This window comes from Candidatus Chloroploca sp. Khr17, from assembly GCF_004138165.1.
In the GTDB taxonomy this organism is placed as follows: Bacteria; Chloroflexota; Chloroflexia; order Chloroflexales; family Chloroflexaceae; genus Chloroploca.
Window position 1 is genome coordinate 23,522 of sequence record NZ_RYFF01000018.1, and the last position, 18,784, is coordinate 42,305.

The window sequence follows — 18,784 nt, forward strand, 5'->3', positions numbered from 1 at the left end:
GTTTCTATGAATATTTCTTTGACATGGTCGATGCAGCCGCTTGGTGAGGGGGCGTTGTTGCTTGAATGTGCAACCGTTGATACGCTGACGAATCGTAGCATGCTTGCCCTCGCCGATCAGGTGACGGCCCTCGATCTGCCAGGCCTTGAGGCGGCCTTGCCAGCATGGGCGTCGTTGTTGGTGTTGTTTGATCCACTTTGCCTGACGCGAGCAAGGCTTGAGGCGGTGTTGAGTGCGTTGGTGCGGGAAGTTGAGCCCGCCCCAGCGCGGCCTGCGCGGGTGATAGACATCCAGGTGCGCTATGGGGGCGAGGATGGCCCCGATCTGGCCGAGGTGGCGGCACGTCTCGGGTTGAGTGAGGCCGAGGTGATTGCGTTGCACACGAGCCAGATCTATCGGGTGATGATGATCGGTTTTGCGCCGGGGTTTCCATATCTGGGGCCGTTGCCAACGGCGCTTGATCTGCCCCGACGTAGCACGCCACGCACAGCGGTTCCGGCTGGTTCGGTTGCGATCGCCGCCGGCATGACCGGGATCTATCCGGATCGGTTGCCTGGTGGGTGGCATGTGATTGGGCGAACTGAGGCACAACTTTTTGATCCGTTGCGTGATCCGCCGACGCTGGTGGTGCCGGGGGATGGGGTACGCTTTAACGCAGAGGCGCAGAGGCGCAGAGGCGCAGAGGGGGGGCGATGAGGCGAGGGGCCGGCTTGCGGGTGGTTACAGGGGGGTTATTGACGACGGTGCAAGATCAGGGGCGCCTGGGGGCACTGCGCTATGGCGTGCCGCGAGGCGGCGCCATGGATCGCTTTGCGCTTTTTGCGGCAAATCGCCTGGTGGGCAATGCCCCCGACGAGGCTGGCGTGGAAATGCTAGTGAGTGAGGTATGCTTTGAAGTCTTGCAGCCGAGTTTGCTCGCCCTCACCGGCGCACCCATCGAAGCATATTGGAACGACGCCCCACTGCCACTCTGGACAACGATCCTGGCGCGGCCGGGTGATCGCATCTATCTCGCCGGGAAACGCCACGGCTGGGGCGCACGGAGCTACCTAGCGCTCGCAGGAGGTGTTGAGGTTCCTGTGGTACTGGGATCACGTGGAACGCACCTGTCAGGGCGGTTTGGAGGGCTTGCAGGGCGAGTCTTGAGGGCAGGCGACCTGGTGATGCTCCGGGAGCAACCGAATGACCCCTTGCGAAGAGCCGGGCAACCCTGGCCTGCCGAGGCGCGTCCAGCCTATGGGCCAAAGCCGAGCCTCCGTTTCACTGCGGGGCCGCACCAGCATTGTTTTGGTGCCACGAGCATCGAAGCCCTCGCGCAAGCAGAGCTACGGGTAAGCGACCACGCAAATCGGATGGGCTACCGGCTCGACGGGCATACCGTAGAACTGACCCATCCCTGCAACCTGCCCTCACTCGGCGTCTTGCCTGGTGTCATCCAGATACCGCCTGACGGAAAACCAGTGTTGCTGATGGCCGACGCCCAGCCAACAGGTGGCTACCCGATCATCGGGGTCGTCTGCGCGCCCGATCTTGACCTGGCAGCGCAACTCTTGCCAGGCGATAGGCTGCAATTAAAGCCCATCGGCGAAGATGAAGCAATTGAAGCCCGCCGCGACTACGCCAGATGGCAAGCAACGCCACTAGAGCCTGACGATACCGTCGCGCAACTCGCGCTGGCGGGGGGGTGACACTCGTGTTGACGCAAAGGCGCAAAGGGGATTGAGAGCACATCTGGACGCCAAGCGTGCGACGAATAACTGTGCCAAAGGGAGTGCCGCCGACCACGAATACTGAGCACGAATATACGAATAGGGGCTTGGTGCCGCACGTATTCGTTTATTCGTGGCCCCAATTCGTGGTCGGCGAACGACCCCAGAAACCTTCTGTTACACACTGTTGAGCCCGCGCACCGCGACCGGCCCAAAGCCAATGAAATCGGCTGAGGTAAGTTGATAGGCCACCCCATTGATGGTGTGGTTGATCGCATTCTGGTGATCATGGACACGGTGGAGGTGCCCATAGATGCAGGCGCTTGCCCCGGAAGCCGCGATCCGGTGCGCAAACTCAGTGGGCTGCTGGTTGACAAACGGAGGGTAGTGGAGCATGATGATAAGCGGGCGCTTGTTGGCGGCCAATTGCTGTCCATGCGCAATCGCCCGATCGAGCATACCCAGCTCACGGCGATAGATCGGCTCATCAGTCACGGCATCATAGCCCGGCATTTCGGGTGTCACCCAGCCGCGGGTACCACAGGCAACGGCTGAACCAAGATCAAAGGCATCAGCCCCGATCAAATTCAGCGAGGGAGGCATGTGGCGACGCATAGAACCGACCTTGCGCTGGCACCAATAGTCATGATTGCCACGGATCAAAACCTTGCGCCCCGGTAACGCATCAATCCACCGCAGATCCACCAGTGCATCAGCGAGCTTGAGCGCCCACGAAATATCACCAGCGATCAGTACCCAATCATCAGGTGCCACCCGAGCACGCCATGCCGTCGCAATACGGGTCGCATGATCCCTCCAATGGGCACCAAAGATATCCATCGGTTTGGGGTGAGCATGAGAAAGGTGTAGGTCAGAAATGGTCCAGATCATATGTATTGCTCGCAGACGCAAGGTGAGTTGCGCCCATACCCCGAAGAAAAACGCCGCGCTCGATTGCTCGGCGCGGCGCTCAACATGGTGGGCCCCCAGGGACTCGAACCCTGAACCAATTGATTAAGAGTCAACTGCTCTACCATTGAGCTAGAGGCCCCAAGATCGCCTATAATTATACAAAGCTCCCTTCAGACTGTCAAACTAGTATAAAATCATGCCGATTGACGATTACTATCAGGAATATGGCCCGATCCGGCGGCGTCGTGGCACGACAGGGATCGGCGAACAAGATCAACAACCGCCAGAGGATCCGCGTGAGCCGCGCCGCCGCGAGCCGCGCCGCCGTCGCCCAAAGCGCGTTCGCCGCAACTGGTGGGGGTGCCTCTTGCCCATCACAGGGCTGATTCTCGTTGTCCCGTTGCTGGCACTCTACGGTCTCAATTTCGTCTTGCGCGACCAGGCGCTGCCAGGCGTGTCGATTCAAGGTGAGTCGGTGGCAGGCAAGAACCGTAACGAGATTGCGGCAATGATCGATCTCCGTTACGCTGAATTTTTGCACCACCCGATTGCGCTCATCTATCGCGACGAAAGCTGGCAGCCGCCGCTGGCCGATCTCGGCGTACGGTTCGATAGCGAAGCGATCGCCCGCCAGGCCCTCGCAGCCGGACGGCAGGGCGACCCACTCACCCGGGTGCGCGAACTCTGGCAACTCTGGCGTGAAGGGCTCGAACTCGCGCCAGCCTTGAGTGTCGACCAGGGTGCCTTGCAGAGCTACCTGCTCACGCTGACACCATGGATCGAGTACCCGCCCCAGGATGCGGCGCTCAGCATCGCCTCGGCGAAAATTGTTGGCACCCCAAGTACACCTGGCGTGCAGGTGCTCGTTGATGCCACCGCCAACGATATTCTGCTTGCCCTGCTCGAGTTGCGCCCCCAGGAAGTAACGATCCGTACCCGCTCGCTTGCGCCAGGGGTTGGTGATGAGGCCCTGGTTGAAGCGCAGGCGCGGGTGGCCGAGGTGTTGCAAACACCGCTCGAACTGCAACTCAACGAACAGCGTTGGATCTGGGCACCCGAGCGTCTGGCTGAATTGCTCCAGGTCGAACCGGTTGAAGACCGCCTCGAAGTACGCGTCGATCCGCAACGCCTTGAGCGCGCCGTTGAGGGGCTGGCCCAGATTGTTGATACAGGTACAGCCGAACCCCGGTTGCGGTTTGAGGGTGGGACAGTACGGATTATTGAAGAAGGCCGCCCGGGCTGGCGCCTCCGGCAAGAAGATGCCGCCAACGAAATTGCGAATGTGCTCTTGAGCAGCGCTCCCACCACGCGAACCCTCGCGCTCCCTGTCGATCAGCTTGAACCCGAGATCACGGCTGACCGCATCACCGAGCTTGGCATCAATACGCTGGTCGCCGAAGGCAAAAGCAGTTTTGTTGGCTCGGCGGCTTACCGGATCACCAACATTCGCGCTGGGGCTGCACGCATGGACGGGGTCTTGATTGCGCCAGGCGAGGAGTTTTCGTTTAATCGCCAGCTTGGCGAAGTTGACGCAGCCAATGGTTTTGTCGAAGGCTACGCGATCATTGGCAACCGGACCCAACTCGAATGGGGTGGTGGGGTTTGCCAGGTCTCGACCACGGTCTTTCGCAGCGCGTTCTGGGCCGGGTTGCCGATTACCGAACGCCACGCCCATGCTTTTTATATTAGCTGGTACGATCGCTTTGGTTTGGGGCCCAACGGCGATGGGCAAGGCCTCGATGCCGCGATTTATACCGGGGTCACGGATCTCAAGTTCGTCAATGATACCGGCAATTGGCTGTTGATGCAGAGCAGGATGGACGAAGCCAACCAGATGCTTACCATTGAATTGTATGGCACCCCGCTGGCGCGCGAGGTGCGCCTAGAAGGCCCGTTGATCAGCAACGAAGTGCGCGCCCCGGCCCAGCCAGTCTATATTGATGATCCCACCCTGGCCCGTGGGATAGTGCGCCAGAGTGATGTGGCCCGCAACGGACGTGACATCACCATCCAGCGCGTCCTGCTCAGCAACGGGGCCGAGATTGGCCGTGACACCTTTGTGACCCGTTTTCGCGCCTGGCCGAATATCTTTCTGCGTGGTACTGGCTAGCGGTGCCGAGCGCTGAAGGCTAAAGCATTCTGATCTAGAGGTACAAGAAAGCCATGAGCCTCGAGCCTATCAAATGCCGTGCGTGTGGCCATCTCAATCCGCCGGGCTCACGCTTTTGCAATGCGTGCGGCAGTTCCCTGCTCTTCATTCGTCCCCTTCGTTTGCAACGCAAGAGCGGAGCGAGTGACGACGAACGAACGCAGGCTCAGCCTGAAACAGAAGTGAGTGAGCTTGACGCTGAAACGCTGATGCCCGGGATCACCATTGATCCCGCCGGGCGTTATATGCTCACCCGAGCGATTGGTCAGGGTGGTTTTGGCCATGCCTACCTTGCCTTTGATCGCCAGTTGCAACGCTACTGTGTGGCCAAACGCCAGATCACTAATCCTGAATGGGATGTGCGTACGCGTGAGCAAGCCCTGCGCAATTTTCATCGCGAAGCCCGCCTGCTTGTCACCCTGAATACGCCCGGGCATCCCAATATCCCCGAGATTTATGAGTATCTGCCCGAGCAGCGCTTTCTGGTGATGAAGTATGTCGAAGGCCGCGACCTCGGGCTGATTGTGCATGAACAGGGCGGGCGGCTCACCGTCGAAGAGAGCCTGACGATTGCACGTGATATCGCCGATGCCCTGGTCTATATGCACGCACGCGAACCCGAGCCGGTGCTCCATCGCGATATCAAGCTGGCAAATATCTTGATTGACAGCGCTGGACGGGTCTGGCTCATTGATTTTGGCCTGTCACGCGTTGCGCCGGTACAAGGCGAAATCAAGCCCGATGACACCCAATTGGCCGGCACCCTCGGGTTTACGCCGCCTGAACAATGGCACGGCAAAGCCGAGCCACGCTCAGATATTTACGCGCTCTCGGCCACGCTCTATATTCTGCTCACGGGCTTTCAACCAGCGTTGACGCGTGAGAACCTGAGCGAATTCCTGCTTGGCAAGGTTCAGCCCTATCCTCCGCTGCGCACCATTGATGCGGAGCTCCCCCTCGAAGTTGAGGCGCTCTTGATGCGTGGCCTTGCCCTGGAACCCGAGCAACGGCCTGATGCAGAGGGTTTCCTTGCGACCGTGCGCGAACTCTTGATGCCCATTAGTCATACCGACTTGCAAGCCCCTGATGGCAGTGAACTTGCCGACGAAACAGCCTTGCGGCAATGGGCCGAAGCCCACTGGACAGATGCAGCGACATGGCTCTACAACAACTTACCTGACCAGGTTGAGCAATTGTGGGGGCGGAACAAACTGGCGGCTGATATGCGCCGGGCCGTTGCTACCCATAGTGATGATATGCACGCAGGCCTTGATGCCTTGCTCGCACGCCTCGATCCCGAAAACTTTGGTGCCGAGCGTCCCCAACTAGTGACTGATCAACGGAGCATTGACTTTGGAGCGTTGAGCCTGGATGAACGTCGCGATATGTGGCTCAAGCTTAGTAACAAGGGGCGACGTTATCTCCAACTGACGCTTCAAACCCCGCGCTGGGTCATTCCAGGGGCCAAGAGCGTGAGCTTGCCCCCCGGCACGCACCAGCGCCTGAAACTTACTGCCGATATGCGGCGGGTGGAAGATAGTGGCATCTTCCATGACATGCTGATCCTGAGAGATGCGACGGGGGCTGGTTTTCAGATTGAACTCCAGGCCCGCCTCTCGCGCTGGCGGGCCTTTCTCCGCAGTGTCGCCGGGAGCCGTAGCAACGACTGGACAGTCGGCAATGCACGGCTGCTACGCACCATCCAGGCCCACCGCGGTGGAGTCTGGGCGCTTGCCTTCAGCCCTGATACGAACAACCTGGTCTCGGGGGGGGCAGATGGAATGGCACGGATCTGGCGGGTTGCTGACGGCAGTCTGGTAAGCCACCTTGATGAGCAGGCAGGCAATGCCTTGAATGCGAGCTATAGTCCTGATGGCCTCTTGATCGCGATCACGGCAAGCGATACCGGGATCAAAATCTGGCGTTCCCACGAGCGCAAACTGGTACTGACGATCCCCAGTCATGTCAGCTATCAAGAAAATATCTACTTTAGCTACGACAGCCAAGCGCTGATCAGCAATGGCAATGATGGAACCATTCGCTACTGGCGACTCCGCGATGGCAAGCAGGTGAAACTAATCCAGACCGTCAAGAGCGCCCTTTCGTTCACGTGCCGTCCCGATGTGCAAGTGCTTGCTGTTGGTTGCAGCGACGGGGTGATCCGGCTCTATGACGGGAAAGAAGGACACCTGCAAGCGAGCCTGAGTGGGCATCGGAGTGAGGTAAACTGCGTAACGTATAGTCGCGATGGCAGCCTGCTGGCCTCGGGCGGCAGCGACGGGCTTATTTGTCTCTGGGATGACGAGCGTGGCACATTGCAACAGACGATTCAGGCCCAGCAGAATGCGATCCGTACCCTGGCAATCCATCCCGATGGCTTGTTGATCGCGTCAGGCGGCGTCGATGGAAGCATCAAGCTATGGCGGACAAACGACGGCCACCTGTGCCAGACGCTGAGCGGGCACAGTGGGGGCGTCTTACGCACCACCTTTAGCCCTGAGGGTGATCTGCTGGCCTCGGGGGGGAGCGATGGGAAGATTCTTTTCTGGCAGGCGTGAGCCTCTTGACGAGGCTAACGCCTGCCGGGTGACAGTTGAACTTTAGGGATGCCGCCCTAAAAAACCGGCTTCTTTCGCAAAAAAAGCCAGCTGCGCTGGCTTTTTTTGCGAAAGAAAGCTTTTTGTGGACCGCAGGCCCTATAAGCTATTCAGGTTGCAAAACGAGTTCAGTTCCGGCGACCCAACCTTCGCGTCCGTCGGCGGCACGAATACGCCACCAGGGGTAGCCATCGAGTTGCGTCGGGCCTTCGAGCAAGGTCATCTGGGTACCAGGGGCCAGGCCATCAAACGCATTGGAATTGAGCCCGGGTTTATCACGGAGGCGCAGGTTCTTGCCGCCAGCCTTTTGCACCCAGACGGTGACGCCAACGGCAAGCACGGCCGGTTTTGGTGCGCCACCAAGGACAACGCGACTACCCTCGGCAACAGCCTGTGACGCAGCCGACGCGGTGCTGGTTGCGGCTGATGCAGCCGCGGCTTTGGCTTTATTCGCCTCTTGCTGAGCCTTGTTGAGCTCGGCCTGCATCTGACGCATCTTCGCCTGAGCGTCGGCAACCGCTTTGTTGGCCACGTCCACTTTCTCGGCATCCTTTTTGGCTGCCTCCAGCTTCTTTTCGAGTTCAGCAACCTCTTTCGCTTTGGCCTCAACCTGGCCGCTCATCTCGCGCATCGCCTTCGACATCTGCTCCTTCTGCGCTTCGAGCTCGGCCCGGGCCTTCTCTTCCTCTTCCTGCTTCTTCTTGTTGCCAAAGTTGATCATGACTCGCTCCTCCTGTTGTTAGGTAATTCTGAACACCTGAGACCCTTCGCTGCGCTCAGGGTGACAAAGCATCGGGAAACTTTGTTGACAGACTACTAAACACTAATTTAGTCTGTGAAGTACGTTTTGTAGTGTTTTGCGAGCCTGCTTTGCCCCCTCCCCAGCCCTCCCCCGTTGGGGGAGGGAGCCAGACGCCTCCCCGGGGGAAGGTCATAGGCCCAATCATCAAACGCCCCAGTCATCAGCTTGCGGGGATGGTAACGAAAGCCAAACAGAGCGTCGGATAGCGCTCGACAAAAGCATGGAGCGTAGCTTCGACGTCGTGAGGGCGCACATAGTTCGTACATTCAATCATGCAGGCATAGTAGCACAGCGAGCAGGCAACGGCAAGATGTGAGCCGAACAATCTGCCTCTTGTCTCATTCACCTCTGATCGCGTATAATGGAAAGAGTACAATGTGGTTTTCAGCTTAGTGGATAGAACATTGACTGCTGTTGACATCCTGCAACTCATCACTCACGAGGTGCAGACCTGTACCCGTTGTGCCTTGCATACCGGGCGGACGCGGGCTGTGCCAGGTGAAGGGCCCCCAAGCGCCGAGGTCATGCTAATCGGCGAAGGGCCTGGATACCATGAAGATCGTCAGGGGCGCCCCTTTGTCGGGCCTTCTGGTCAATTGCTTGATGATCTGCTGGCCCTGGCAGGGCTGCAACGCGCTGATGTCTTCATAGGCAATGTGATCAAGTGCCGTCCACCCAAGAATCGTGACCCGTTACCGGATGAAGTAGCAACATGCACGCAGGCCTATCTCTTTCGCCAGATCGAAGCGCTCAACCCTAAAGTCATTGTCACACTCGGGCGCTTTTCGATGAATCTCTTTTTACCTGGTGAAAAGATCTCACGCATCCATGGGCAACCACGGATCGTTGAGGGACGCCTGATTGTGCCAATGCTCCATCCAGCAGCGGCTTTGCACCAGCCACAGAATCGTCCGCTGCTCGAAGCTGATTTTCGCCGCCTGCCCGAGTTACTGGCAACCGTTGAACGTGAGGCTCCTGCACCTGCACCAGCCACGCGTCCCAACGATGAACCACCGCTCGAGCAGCTTAGCCTGTTTTAAACTGTTGTTCATGAATACCTATCGTCTCTCTGCCGCTGGTCGGCGTCTGGTGCTTATTCTGTTAATTGCCGCCCTGCTGATCTGGGCCTTTGCGATCTGGAGTTTTGCGAGTACGCTTCGCTTGAGTTATAACCCGCTGGAGTTCTGGCCAAGTCTGCAAGCAACCCTGGCGTCGGGGCCTGGTATTGGGCAGCTTGTGCCTGCTTTGCTCATGTTTGTTTTGATCATCGCCACGCCTTTTTTGATCTGGAATCTGCTCATCGAATGGGCCGCCGCCTATACACCGACCCCAGATGGGTTGCGGTTTGCCTCGCTCGGGGTACAAATCGAGTATCCATGGGCTGCCGTAAGTGAACTTCGGCGTACTGATGATGATCGCGAAGAGCCTTTTGATGAACTGGTGTTAACGACCGATTGCACAACCCAAATTCGCAATCCGCTCGTACGGCTGCTCTATCGTCAGGCTTATGGGTCACTGCGCCTGCCTATCTATGCAGGTGTTGAAACACGCGATGAACTGCTCGCCGAGATTCGCCGTGCGACCCGGATGGCTGACCCGCTGGCTGAAACTGCGCCAGCTGTTTGATCAATGTTGGAACCATTGCCCCCCGCCGATCTGGTGACAATGGCAAAAGAAACAGGCGTTGCTACGCTCGTACCAAGGCAATGATGACGAGATAGCACGCAAATTGCGAAAGGAGACGAAGTTTGCTTCCAGCCTGTGGACTGGTTCTGGCGACTTCAGCAACGACTTATGGCTAAAAACAAAGTTCGCGTCCTGCCCCTCGGTGGTGTTGGTGAGGTCGGACGGAACATGTGGGTCGTTGAGTATGACGATGAAATTGTCATTCTCGACTGTGGAGTCATGTTCCCCGAAGCCGATATGCTCGGTGTCGATCTGGTGCTGCCCGATATTACCTATTTGCGCGAAAAGACGAGCAAAATTAAAGGCATTTTGCTGACCCACGGCCACGAAGATCATATCGGGGCCGTGCCCCATTTGATCAGTGATCTCGGGTTCCCCCCGATTTTCGGCACACGCCTCGCGCACGGTCTGCTCAGCAATAAGCTGAAAGAGCATCGCCTGCTTGATAAGGTGACCCAGGTGATCATTAATGATACCGACACCTTCCAGGTTGGCCCGTTCACGGTTGAGCCGTTCCATATTGCTCACTCGATTCCCGATGCCGTCGGTTTTGCGCTGACGACCCCGGCAGGGATGGTGATCTATTTGACCGACTGGAAACTCGATCATACGCCGGTTGACGGTAAGCCAACCAATATTCAAAAACTGTCGGATCTGGCACAGCGCAAGCCCCTGGTGTTGCTTACCGACTGTGTGCGCGTCGAGTCGAAAGGCTATACGCCAAGTGAGGCGACGATTGGTGAAGCCTTCGATAATATCTTTGCCGTTGCCCCCGGGCGCATTATCGTGGCAACCTTTGCGTCAAATATTAGCCGCGTGCAACAGGTGATCGATTCAGCTGAAGCCTATGGCCGCAAGGTGATGCTTGCCGGGCGTAGCATGGAGAACAACTCGCGGATCGCGCTCGAAATGGGCTTCCTCCGCGCTGAACAAGGCACGTTCATTCGCCCCAGTGAACTCGCAGCCTATCCCGATGACCAGATTGCGGTCGTTTGTACGGGGAGCCAGGGCGAACCCATGGCCGCGCTGAATCGGATGGCGAATCGCGATTACAACCATCTCAAGATTAAAGAGGGTGATACGGTTGTCGTCTCGGCAACCCCGATCCCCGGCAATGAGGTGAGTGTCAGTCGGGTCATCAATAACCTCTTCCGCCTCGGTGCCGATGTGATCTATGGCGGCGAGGCGAAAGTCCACGTCTCGGGGCACGCCGCGCAGGAAGAACTCAAACTCGTGCTCGCCCTGCTCCAACCCGAGTTTGTAATCCCGTTCCACGGCGATTATCGCCATATGGTGCTGTATCGTAAACTGGCGATGAGTATCAGTGGCAAGTTCACTGAAGAGAATGTGATCATTCCCGATCCTGGCTCGATTATGGAGTTTTCGCACGGCTCGGGCAAGGTGGTCGGCAAGGCGCCCGTTGGTTATATCTATGTTGATGGCACGACCGTCGGCGATGTTGGCAATGTGGTGGTGCGTGACCGCCAGATGCTTGCCAAGGATGGGATGCTGATTGTTGTGGTCGGCATTGATATGTCTTCGGGCGAGCTCGTCGCTGGCCCCGATGTGGTGTCACGTGGCTTTGTCTATATGCGCCAGAGCCGCGATCTCGTTGAGGCAACCAAAGATGCGGTGCGCTCGGCCCTGACGGTGCGCAATGGGGCTATGCCCGGGAGCATTGATGGTGCGTTTGTGAGCCGGAAGATCAAGGATGTGGTGAGCGAGTTCCTCTATCGCGAGACCAAGCGCCGCCCGATGGTGCTGCCTGTCGTGATGGAGGTCTGAGCCAGGTTGCTAGGGTGCGCACGCAAAAAAGCCAGCTATGCTGGCTTTTTTGCGTGCGGGCTTTAGGCTCACCCTACAACAGCGCCACTGTACGCTGCTGCAACTGGTTGTTGATGCGGCGGTAGATCATCGTGACTCCCGAGGAGATGATCACGATGAAGAGTGAGTAGAGCACCGGGATGAGGACGATGTCGTTGGCGATGGCACCAGTGAAGCTGAGCAGCACTATCGAGAGGGCGAGCGGCCCGTTCTGGATGCCAGTCTCGAGCGAGACGGTCGCTGAACGACGAAAGCCCAGTTTTGAAAGGGTCGCCGTAATCAAGCCAAAGAAGAAGCCAATGGCACCGATCCCAGCCGCCGCTACATAGACCTGCCACGGCGTCGTGGCGAGCAGGCTGGCGTTACGGGGTACCCAACTCAGGATCAGCACCAGGATGATCACGACGCCCATGATCCCGCCGATCAATTCGAGTACCGCCCCGACGTTGGCATTGCGCCGACGAATGAACATGCCAATGATGACCGGAATGAGCATCACAAAGAGGCCGCTAATCACACTGCCCATGCCAACACTGATCTCGCTCGTCATAAAACGACTCGCATAGAGCAAGATGGCGACCGGCGTCATCACAAAGGCCGCCAGGGTCGAAAAGGTGGTCATCGTGACGCTGAGCGCCAAGTCACCCTTCGAGAAGTAGGTGAAGATATTCGAGGTCGAGCCGCCCGGCATGCTGGCAATCAGGATCAGGCCAACCGCCAGGGGTGGGGGCAACTGCAAAACAATTGCCAAGAGAAAGCCGATCAGCGGCATCAAGACATACTGTGAGGCAAAGCCGATCAGGATCGCCTGCGGGCGTTTGAAGGCACGACGGAAGTCACGCCACGTGAGCGAAGAACCCATGCCGAGCATGATCACGCCAATCATGAGGGCAAGCAGCAACTGTTCGGTCTGACTAACCATTGGTTCCTCCTAAGGTGCGCTCGGCCACCGGCTGGTGCGCTTCGTCGCGCAAGGCACGGCGCAATACTTTGCCCACATTCGTCTTGGGGAGTTCACTGCGGATCTCGACAGATTTCGGCACCTTGTAGCCAGTGATACTAGCACGACAATGCTCGCGTACCTGGTCGGCGGTGATCGTGGCCCCATTGCGAGGCACGATGAACGCCTTGACCGCCTCGCCGGATTTGGCATCGGGGACACCGATCACGGCGACTTCGCTGACCCCCTCGAGGCGGGCGATGCAATCCTCGACTTCGTTGGGGTAGACATTGAAGCCGCTGACAATGATCAGATCCTTCTTGCGGTCGACGATGCGCAGGAAGCCATCAGCATCCTGTTGGGCCACGTCACCCGTAAGCAACCAGCCGTCACGCAGCGTCAGGGCGGTCTCGTCGGGGCGCTGCCAGTAACCGAGCATCACCTGCGGGCCACGCACTGCAAGCTCGCCGGCCTCGCCGGGCGCAGCGTCTTCGCCGAACACATCGAGCAGGCGCACCTCGGTGCCAAGCACGGGGCGTCCAATGCTGCCGGCACGACTGCCAACAAACGGGTTGAGCGTAACCACCGGCGAGCTCTCGGTGAGGCCGTAGCCTTCGATCACCGGTGAACCAGTGACCTTCTCCCAGCGCTCAGCAACGGCAGCGTGCAGCGAGGTGCCACCGGCAATGCTGCCCTTGAGTTGGGGCGGCGGATAGTCAGTAAACCACTCTTCGTTGAGGATGCCGTTGAAGAGCGTATTGACCCCGGGGATCCACGAGACGGGATAGTTCTCGATGGCGCGTTGCAGGTTTGAGAGCGGGCGAGGGCTGGCAACCAGGATGTTGCGCGCCCCAGCATGGAAGAAGTAGAGCAGATTGGCGGTGAAGGCAAAAATATGATAGAGCGGCAAGACTGCCAGCGCCGTCTCTTTGCCATGCTCCACATTGCCAGCGACACGCTCTTCGATCTGGGCGATATTCGCCAGCAGATTGCCGTGCGTCAGCATCGCGCCTTTGCTCACCCCGGTCGTACCGCCAGTGTACTGCAATGCAGCCAATGTGTCGGGGCCAAAGTCGGCGGTATACGAGTGGATGTCGGCTTTGCCGTCGCGCAGGATCGCCTCGCCCTTCGCCATCGCCTCAAGGCCCGTCGTCACCGGAACCGTGCAAGCAGGAATGATGCGGTTCCAGTACTTCATGATATTGTGGGCAATGAAGCCAATCAGACGCGGGAAGAGATCGGTGATGCGCACCAGCACCACATGCTCAACCTTCGTCTGGGCCACCACCTCGGGCAACTTGTCCGCGAAGAGATCGACGAGCACCAGAACCCGTGCCCCGCTATCGTTGAGCTGATGCACCATCTCGGGGATGGTATAGAGCGGATTCATATTGACCAGCACACAACCAGCCTTGAGCGCCCCAAACGACCAGAGCGGATAGGCCAGGCTGTTGGGCAACTGCACGGCCACGCGGTCGCCGACGGCCAGACCAAGCTCAACCCGCAGATACGCGGCGACTTGATCGGTATACTGAGCGACCTGGTCAAACTTCAGGTTGCCATACATCCCATTCGGCAGCACCGCCGTAAAGGCATGCTGGCGCGCATAACGCGCACAGGTCGTTTCCACCAACTCGGCGATATGGCGAGCAGGTAACGGAACAGGCATCGAGAGCGGCGTAGCGCGACTCTCCACAAGTGCATCGAGCTCTACAATAGACATAGGCCTCCCAACTGACACTGTTGCGAGCAGCACAAACAAGCGAGAGCCGCCCTTAGAGGCAGCGCCAGCAAAGTATTTGAACTTTCCAATACATGGCTGAAGACTAGTATAAAGCGCCAGCGCAACGCACCCTAGAGAGATTCTACGCAGGGCAGAGAGGGAATTTTTACCCTTGTGCGAACGCAGGCGTGCCGCCCGCGTTCGCACAAGGGTGAAGCGATAACTACTGGCAAGAATCTGGTATCATAAGCAAAATTATGCACATCAGGTGGAGTAGATCAAACTATGTCAATTAAAGCCGACCACTGGATTCGCAAAATGGCGCTCGAACAGGGGATGATCGAGCCATTTGTCGACCGGCAAGTGCGTGAAGGCATCATCTCGTACGGGCTCACCTCATACGGCTACGACATGCGGGTCACCAACCAGTTCAAAGTCTTTACCAACGTCTTCAACGCCCTGGTAGATCCGAAAAACTTCAACCCGCGCTCGTTTGTGGACATCGAAGCCGACCACATCGACATCCCGCCCAACTCCTTTGCCCTCGCGCAATCATACGAACTCTTTCGCATCCCACGCACCATCAGCGCCATCGTCATTGGCAAATCAACGTATGCACGTTGCGGCATCATTATCAACGTAACGCCGTTGGAACCAGAGTGGCAAGGCTTTGTGACGATCGAGATCAGCAATACGACCCCGTTGCCAGCGCGGATCTATGCCAATGAAGGCATTGGTCAGGTGCTCTTCCTTGAAAGCGACGAGGCCTGCGAGGTCTCATACGCTGACAAGCGGGGCAAATACCAGGATCAGCACGGCATTGTCTTGCCACGCATCGATCGCAAGGCGTAGCGTTCGCATAAAAAGTGGCGCTAAAAAAACCGGCAATGCCGGTTTTTTTAGCGCCATCTTCTTTAGGGTTCGCCCTGGGTTTTGATGATGGCGAGGGCGCGGCGCACGACCTCGCGCACCTGGGCGTAGGCCAGCGTGGTCAAGGCGGTTTCAGGGGAAACCCAGGTCGCCTGGATGATGCCTTCATCAATGGCAGGGGTAGGCGGATCGTAGGGGGCACGGGCGAGGAAGTAAGCAACCTCTTTGTCGCGCCAGACCCCACGTTTATAGATCGGATAACGTACCCGCGACAGAGGGCGCTCGACGACACAGGTAATGCCCGTCTCTTCGACAATCTCGCGGATCGCCGCCGTCTCATCATCCTCACCCGGCTCCAGATGGCCCTTGGGCAACGTCCAGGTTTTATACCGGTCGCAGATCAACAGCAACTGCAGCGACCCATCGGGCGCATAGCTGTAGACAACCCCTCCGGCGGCACGAATCGTACGGTTACTCATTGCAACCCGAACAGCCTGCTAATACCCGTCTCGAGATCAGCAAACCAGACCCCGAGGCTACTATTGCCGGCCATCTGGGTCAGGATCTCAAGGCGTCCGGTGGCGAGCATTGCGCCAATGAGAATCATCAGCACGCCGCCAATCACACCAACCGTATGGAGATAGAACTGGCGGCCAAAGAGCGTCACTTCGTACCCCTTGCCGCTGATCATCTTCCAGAAGGTGGAGCCACGCCCGAGGCGATTGAAGAAGGTCGCAAGAAAGATCAGCGGAAGACCGAGCCCCGACGCATAGATGAAGGCAAGCACCGCACCCTGAAGCACCGCCACATTGCCCGACGCGGCGAGCATCGTCATAAACGAGCCAAAGAGCGGCCCGGCACACGCCGTCCACCCAAGGGCAAAGGTCGCACCATAGAGGTACGAGCCAAGCAGCGTCGTCGCGGGGCGCTCGTTGATCTGCACCCCGGCAAAGCCGAGCCCAAAGATCCCAAGCACACCAAAGATCATGATCACAATGCCGCCAACGACCATCAACGTATCACGGAAACCAAAGAGCAACCCGCTGAGCGCACTGATGGCCCCCCCGAGCAGGGTCAGGGTCGTCGCGAGGCCAAAAAAGAAGGCCAGACTCATCACAAAGATGCTACGCCGTTGAGCCTGAAACGTCACGGCAAAATAGGCAGGCAAGATGGGCAGCGTACACGGCGACAGAAAACTGAGCAACCCCGTCAAAAAGACAGGGATGGCGAGAATCAGCACACTTGAACCACCGGTCAGATAACCAACCTCATCACTAGTATTGAGGCTCAGAATAACGACAATCAGCGCAAGCGCACCGATCAGGCCAAACGCAAGCAAGCCACGCCGTGAACGGAGGGGCTTCTCAACCACCTGAGGTGGAGCCTCAATCGGCTGAAACGACATAATGATCCTTCCTCATAGCTAACGAACGACCAGACGCCGACCCTTGCGTCGAGCGGCTAGCAACTCTTGTTCATTGATTGGTTGTGCGCCAGCAAAATGGAGCGTATCACTCGGCACATCATAACGATAACGCCGCCGCACCCACTGGCCTGTTGGCTCCTGGCAAACGAGGGTCACCCGCCAGAGCGGGCCACTGGCATCGTAATGCTCATCAACAATCCAAACCAGCGCAGGAGCAGGAAAGATCGTCTTGAGGCGCTCATCACTTGCTGCAACAATCGCCTGCACATCGTCGGGTGGGGGCTGCATCGTCACCATACCATACTCCTCGGCTTTATCGCTGATATTCTATTATAACAAACCAAAGGCCATAAATGTACCCACAACACAGAGTGCCGACAGTGCGAGACCGGCGACAACCTGCATCAACGTATGGTTGCGGGTACGCACCCGTGCCCATCCAAGCGCAAGTGCGCAGAGCCAAAAGAAGAGGCCGAGCGGTTCGGCATAGAGTGAGGCAAGCGTTGCCGTCGAACCCATCGTCGAGGCATGCACACTGATTTTCCAGTAGAGATTGATAAACCATGCTACGACACTCAAAATCAGCGCCGACGTTACCATCGCCAGCATTGGCAACGGGGCCCCGACAAAGAGCAGGATCAACAAACTAACGAGCAGATTGATAATGCCAAAGAGGTAGAGTTCGTTGCGCTGCGAGCGTACCGAAATATCATCGTCGGTGTAGACCCCTTGACGCAAGCGCATAGCAAAAAAGATCAGCGGCGGGACGACCTGCAAAAACGTCGCCAGCAACGCCCAGAGCAAGCCGGTGCGCAACGGACTAATGCCGAGCAGGCCAACAATGAAGATGCTGACGACCCCAAGAATCACCGGGTGCAGCACCTGTGAAATAAGGCGTGCGACGATATACCCTCGACCTGGCATGGCCCCTCGACGCAACGCCTCGGCGGACAGGTCGTTGTGTTGTAATGACATAAGAACTCTCTATCCCGTAGCTATACGGCGTCTGGCACCCAGTTCAGCATAACAGGTTCGCAAGGTCTGGGCCGACGCTTGCCAGGTAAACTGGTACGCCTGCGCTGGCCCCTTGCGCCGCAACAAGGTGGCCTGCTGCAATGCCTGTTGGATCCCCTCAGCGATTGACGCCACACTCAACGGATCAACCAGCACCGCCGCATCACCAACCACCTCGGGCAAACTTGACCCATCTGCCGTCACGACCGGCACACCACACGCCAGTGCCTCCAACGCAGGCAACCCAAAGCCTTCATAGAGCGATGGGTAGACAAAGGCTTCTGCCAGATTATACACTGCGGGAAGAGTTTCATCAGCAACAAAATCAACAAAATGGACACGCGTTGTGACACTGCAACGCTCAACCGCCGCAAAAACCTCTTCATAGAGCCAGCCGCGCCGTCCGGCAAGAACGAGGTGCATCTCCAACGGAAGATCCGCCTGCGCAAAGGCTTCAACCAAGCGCACCAGATTTTTGCGCGGCTCAAGGGTACCCACAAACAGCAGGAAACGTGCCGGCAGGCCCAGCGCAGCACGCACCGAAGCAAGTTCAGCCTGCGGAAGCGGACGAAAGCGCGGGTCAACCCCAGGATAGAGCAGGCGAACCTGCGGGCCACTGACGCCCAGCAAGCGTTCGAGATCACCTGCGGTAGCCTGCGAATCAACAAGCACGAGATCGGCGCGGCGCAACGCACGTGGCACGGCACGGGTGAGGTAACGCCGCAACCCAGCCTCGGCACACTCGGGATAGACAAGAAAGGTGAGATCGTGAACCGTCAACAGCGTGCGGGCACGGGTCGGCGGCAAGACAAAATCGGGCGCATGCAAAAGGTCGATTGGCCCAACAAGCCATTCAGCATAAAGCGGCACGTGCAGCCGTTGCCAGAGAATGGTCAACAGACGTGGCGTAAACGGAATCGGGTGCGCACGTACATGGGGATACGCGCGACAGAGGGACTGCAACTCGGCGAGGTACGGTGCATCTGGAGGAAGGCCGCCCGCGGCATACAAAAGCTTGAACTGCACCCCGGTGGCGGCCTGTTTGACCGTAGCGCGGATCAACTCACGCGTATAACGCCCAATCCCGGCCCCCTGCCATACTGCAGCCGTGTAGTCTACCCCAATGATCATA

Annotated in this window: 17 protein-coding genes and 1 tRNA gene; 8 read left to right on the forward strand and 10 right to left on the reverse strand. The window is 58.1% G+C overall.

Annotated elements, in window-relative coordinates; genetic code table 11:
- Positions 1-6 precede the first annotated feature (6 nt).
- A complete protein-coding gene (gene pxpB, locus EKD05_RS12315; RefSeq protein ID WP_240695762.1) occupies positions 7-696 on the forward strand; it encodes a 5-oxoprolinase subunit PxpB in 690 nt (229 codons plus the stop codon).
- Positions 693-1,688, forward strand: a complete 996-nt coding sequence (locus EKD05_RS12320) for a biotin-dependent carboxyltransferase family protein (protein ID WP_129673110.1) — start codon at positions 693-695, stop codon at positions 1,686-1,688. Before pxpB ends, EKD05_RS12320 begins: the two co-directional genes overlap by 4 nt.
- A gap of 198 nt (positions 1,689-1,886) precedes the next feature.
- On the opposite strand, the gene EKD05_RS12325 is transcribed toward EKD05_RS12320, so the two are convergent.
- A complete protein-coding gene (locus EKD05_RS12325; protein WP_129673112.1) occupies positions 1,887-2,600 on the reverse strand; it encodes a metallophosphoesterase in 714 nt (237 codons plus the stop codon).
- A gap of 85 nt (positions 2,601-2,685) precedes the next feature.
- Positions 2,686-2,760 (reverse strand) — tRNA-Lys (locus tag EKD05_RS12330).
- 57 nt (positions 2,761-2,817) lie between these two features.
- Here EKD05_RS12330 and EKD05_RS12335 point away from each other — a divergent pair.
- On the forward strand, positions 2,818-4,731 hold the full coding sequence (locus EKD05_RS12335; protein ID WP_129673114.1) for a VanW family protein: 1,914 nt from the start codon (positions 2,818-2,820) through the stop codon (positions 4,729-4,731).
- A gap of 53 nt (positions 4,732-4,784) precedes the next feature.
- Positions 4,785-7,328, forward strand: coding sequence for a WD40 repeat domain-containing serine/threonine-protein kinase (locus tag EKD05_RS12340; protein ID WP_129673116.1), 2,544 nt, complete (start codon positions 4,785-4,787; stop codon positions 7,326-7,328).
- A 145-nt stretch (positions 7,329-7,473) separates the two neighbouring features.
- Here the strand turns inward: EKD05_RS12340 and EKD05_RS12345 are convergent, their stop codons facing one another.
- Positions 7,474-8,088 carry an SH3 domain-containing protein gene (locus tag EKD05_RS12345; RefSeq protein WP_129673118.1) on the reverse strand — a complete coding sequence of 205 codons (615 nt, stop codon included), beginning with the start codon at positions 8,086-8,088 and terminating at the stop codon, positions 7,474-7,476.
- 485 nt (positions 8,089-8,573) lie between these two features.
- Here EKD05_RS12345 and EKD05_RS12350 point away from each other — a divergent pair, with 485 nt between their 5' ends.
- The 3 genes from EKD05_RS12350 (at position 8,574) to EKD05_RS12360 (ending at position 11,640) form a co-directional block, all read left to right on the forward strand.
- On the forward strand, positions 8,574-9,209 hold the full coding sequence (locus tag EKD05_RS12350; RefSeq protein ID WP_129673121.1) for a uracil-DNA glycosylase: 636 nt from the start codon (positions 8,574-8,576) through the stop codon (positions 9,207-9,209).
- Positions 9,210-9,219: 10 nt separating this feature from the next.
- Positions 9,220-9,795 carry a hypothetical protein gene (locus EKD05_RS12355; protein ID WP_129673123.1) on the forward strand — a complete coding sequence of 192 codons (576 nt, stop codon included), beginning with the start codon at positions 9,220-9,222 and terminating at the stop codon, positions 9,793-9,795.
- Between the two features lie 168 nt (positions 9,796-9,963).
- Positions 9,964-11,640, forward strand: coding sequence for a ribonuclease J (locus EKD05_RS12360; protein ID WP_129673125.1), 1,677 nt, complete (start codon positions 9,964-9,966; stop codon positions 11,638-11,640).
- Between the two features lie 73 nt (positions 11,641-11,713).
- On the opposite strand, the gene EKD05_RS12365 is transcribed toward EKD05_RS12360, so the two are convergent.
- Both EKD05_RS12365 and EKD05_RS12370 read right to left on the reverse strand, forming a co-directional pair.
- Entirely contained in the window at positions 11,714-12,601 is an 888-nt protein-coding gene (locus EKD05_RS12365) for a bile acid:sodium symporter family protein (RefSeq protein ID WP_129673127.1), read from the reverse strand.
- Positions 12,594-14,342, reverse strand: coding sequence for an AMP-binding protein (locus EKD05_RS12370; RefSeq protein ID WP_205703933.1), 1,749 nt, complete (start codon positions 14,340-14,342; stop codon positions 12,594-12,596). Before EKD05_RS12370 ends, EKD05_RS12365 begins: the two co-directional genes overlap by 8 nt.
- A gap of 285 nt (positions 14,343-14,627) precedes the next feature.
- Between EKD05_RS12370 and dcd the strand changes: the two genes are divergently transcribed.
- Positions 14,628-15,194, forward strand: coding sequence for a dCTP deaminase (dcd, locus tag EKD05_RS12375; RefSeq protein WP_129673129.1), 567 nt, complete (start codon positions 14,628-14,630; stop codon positions 15,192-15,194).
- 62 nt (positions 15,195-15,256) lie between these two features.
- On the opposite strand, the gene EKD05_RS12380 is transcribed toward dcd, so the two are convergent.
- Genes EKD05_RS12380 through EKD05_RS12400 form a run of 5 tightly spaced genes read right to left on the reverse strand, consistent with a single transcriptional unit; the run spans position 15,257 to position 18,783 of the window.
- On the reverse strand, positions 15,257-15,691 hold the full coding sequence (locus tag EKD05_RS12380; RefSeq protein WP_129673131.1) for an NUDIX hydrolase: 435 nt from the start codon (positions 15,689-15,691) through the stop codon (positions 15,257-15,259).
- Positions 15,688-16,617, reverse strand: a complete 930-nt coding sequence (locus EKD05_RS12385; protein ID WP_129673133.1) for a cytochrome c biogenesis CcdA family protein — start codon at positions 16,615-16,617, stop codon at positions 15,688-15,690. Before EKD05_RS12385 ends, EKD05_RS12380 begins: the two co-directional genes overlap by 4 nt.
- Positions 16,618-16,635: 18 nt before the next feature.
- Positions 16,636-16,935: a hypothetical protein gene (locus tag EKD05_RS12390; protein WP_240695763.1), complete on the reverse strand. Its 300-nt coding sequence runs from the start codon at positions 16,933-16,935 to the stop codon at positions 16,636-16,638.
- 33 nt (positions 16,936-16,968) lie between these two features.
- On the reverse strand, positions 16,969-17,613 hold the full coding sequence (locus EKD05_RS12395) for a PAP2 family protein (protein ID WP_129673136.1): 645 nt from the start codon (positions 17,611-17,613) through the stop codon (positions 16,969-16,971).
- Positions 17,614-17,622: 9 nt separating this feature from the next.
- Complete coding sequence (locus EKD05_RS12400) at positions 17,623-18,783, reverse strand: glycosyltransferase family 1 protein (RefSeq protein WP_129673138.1); 1,161 nt, start codon at positions 18,781-18,783, stop codon at positions 17,623-17,625.
- Position 18,784: the final 1 nt, after the last annotated feature.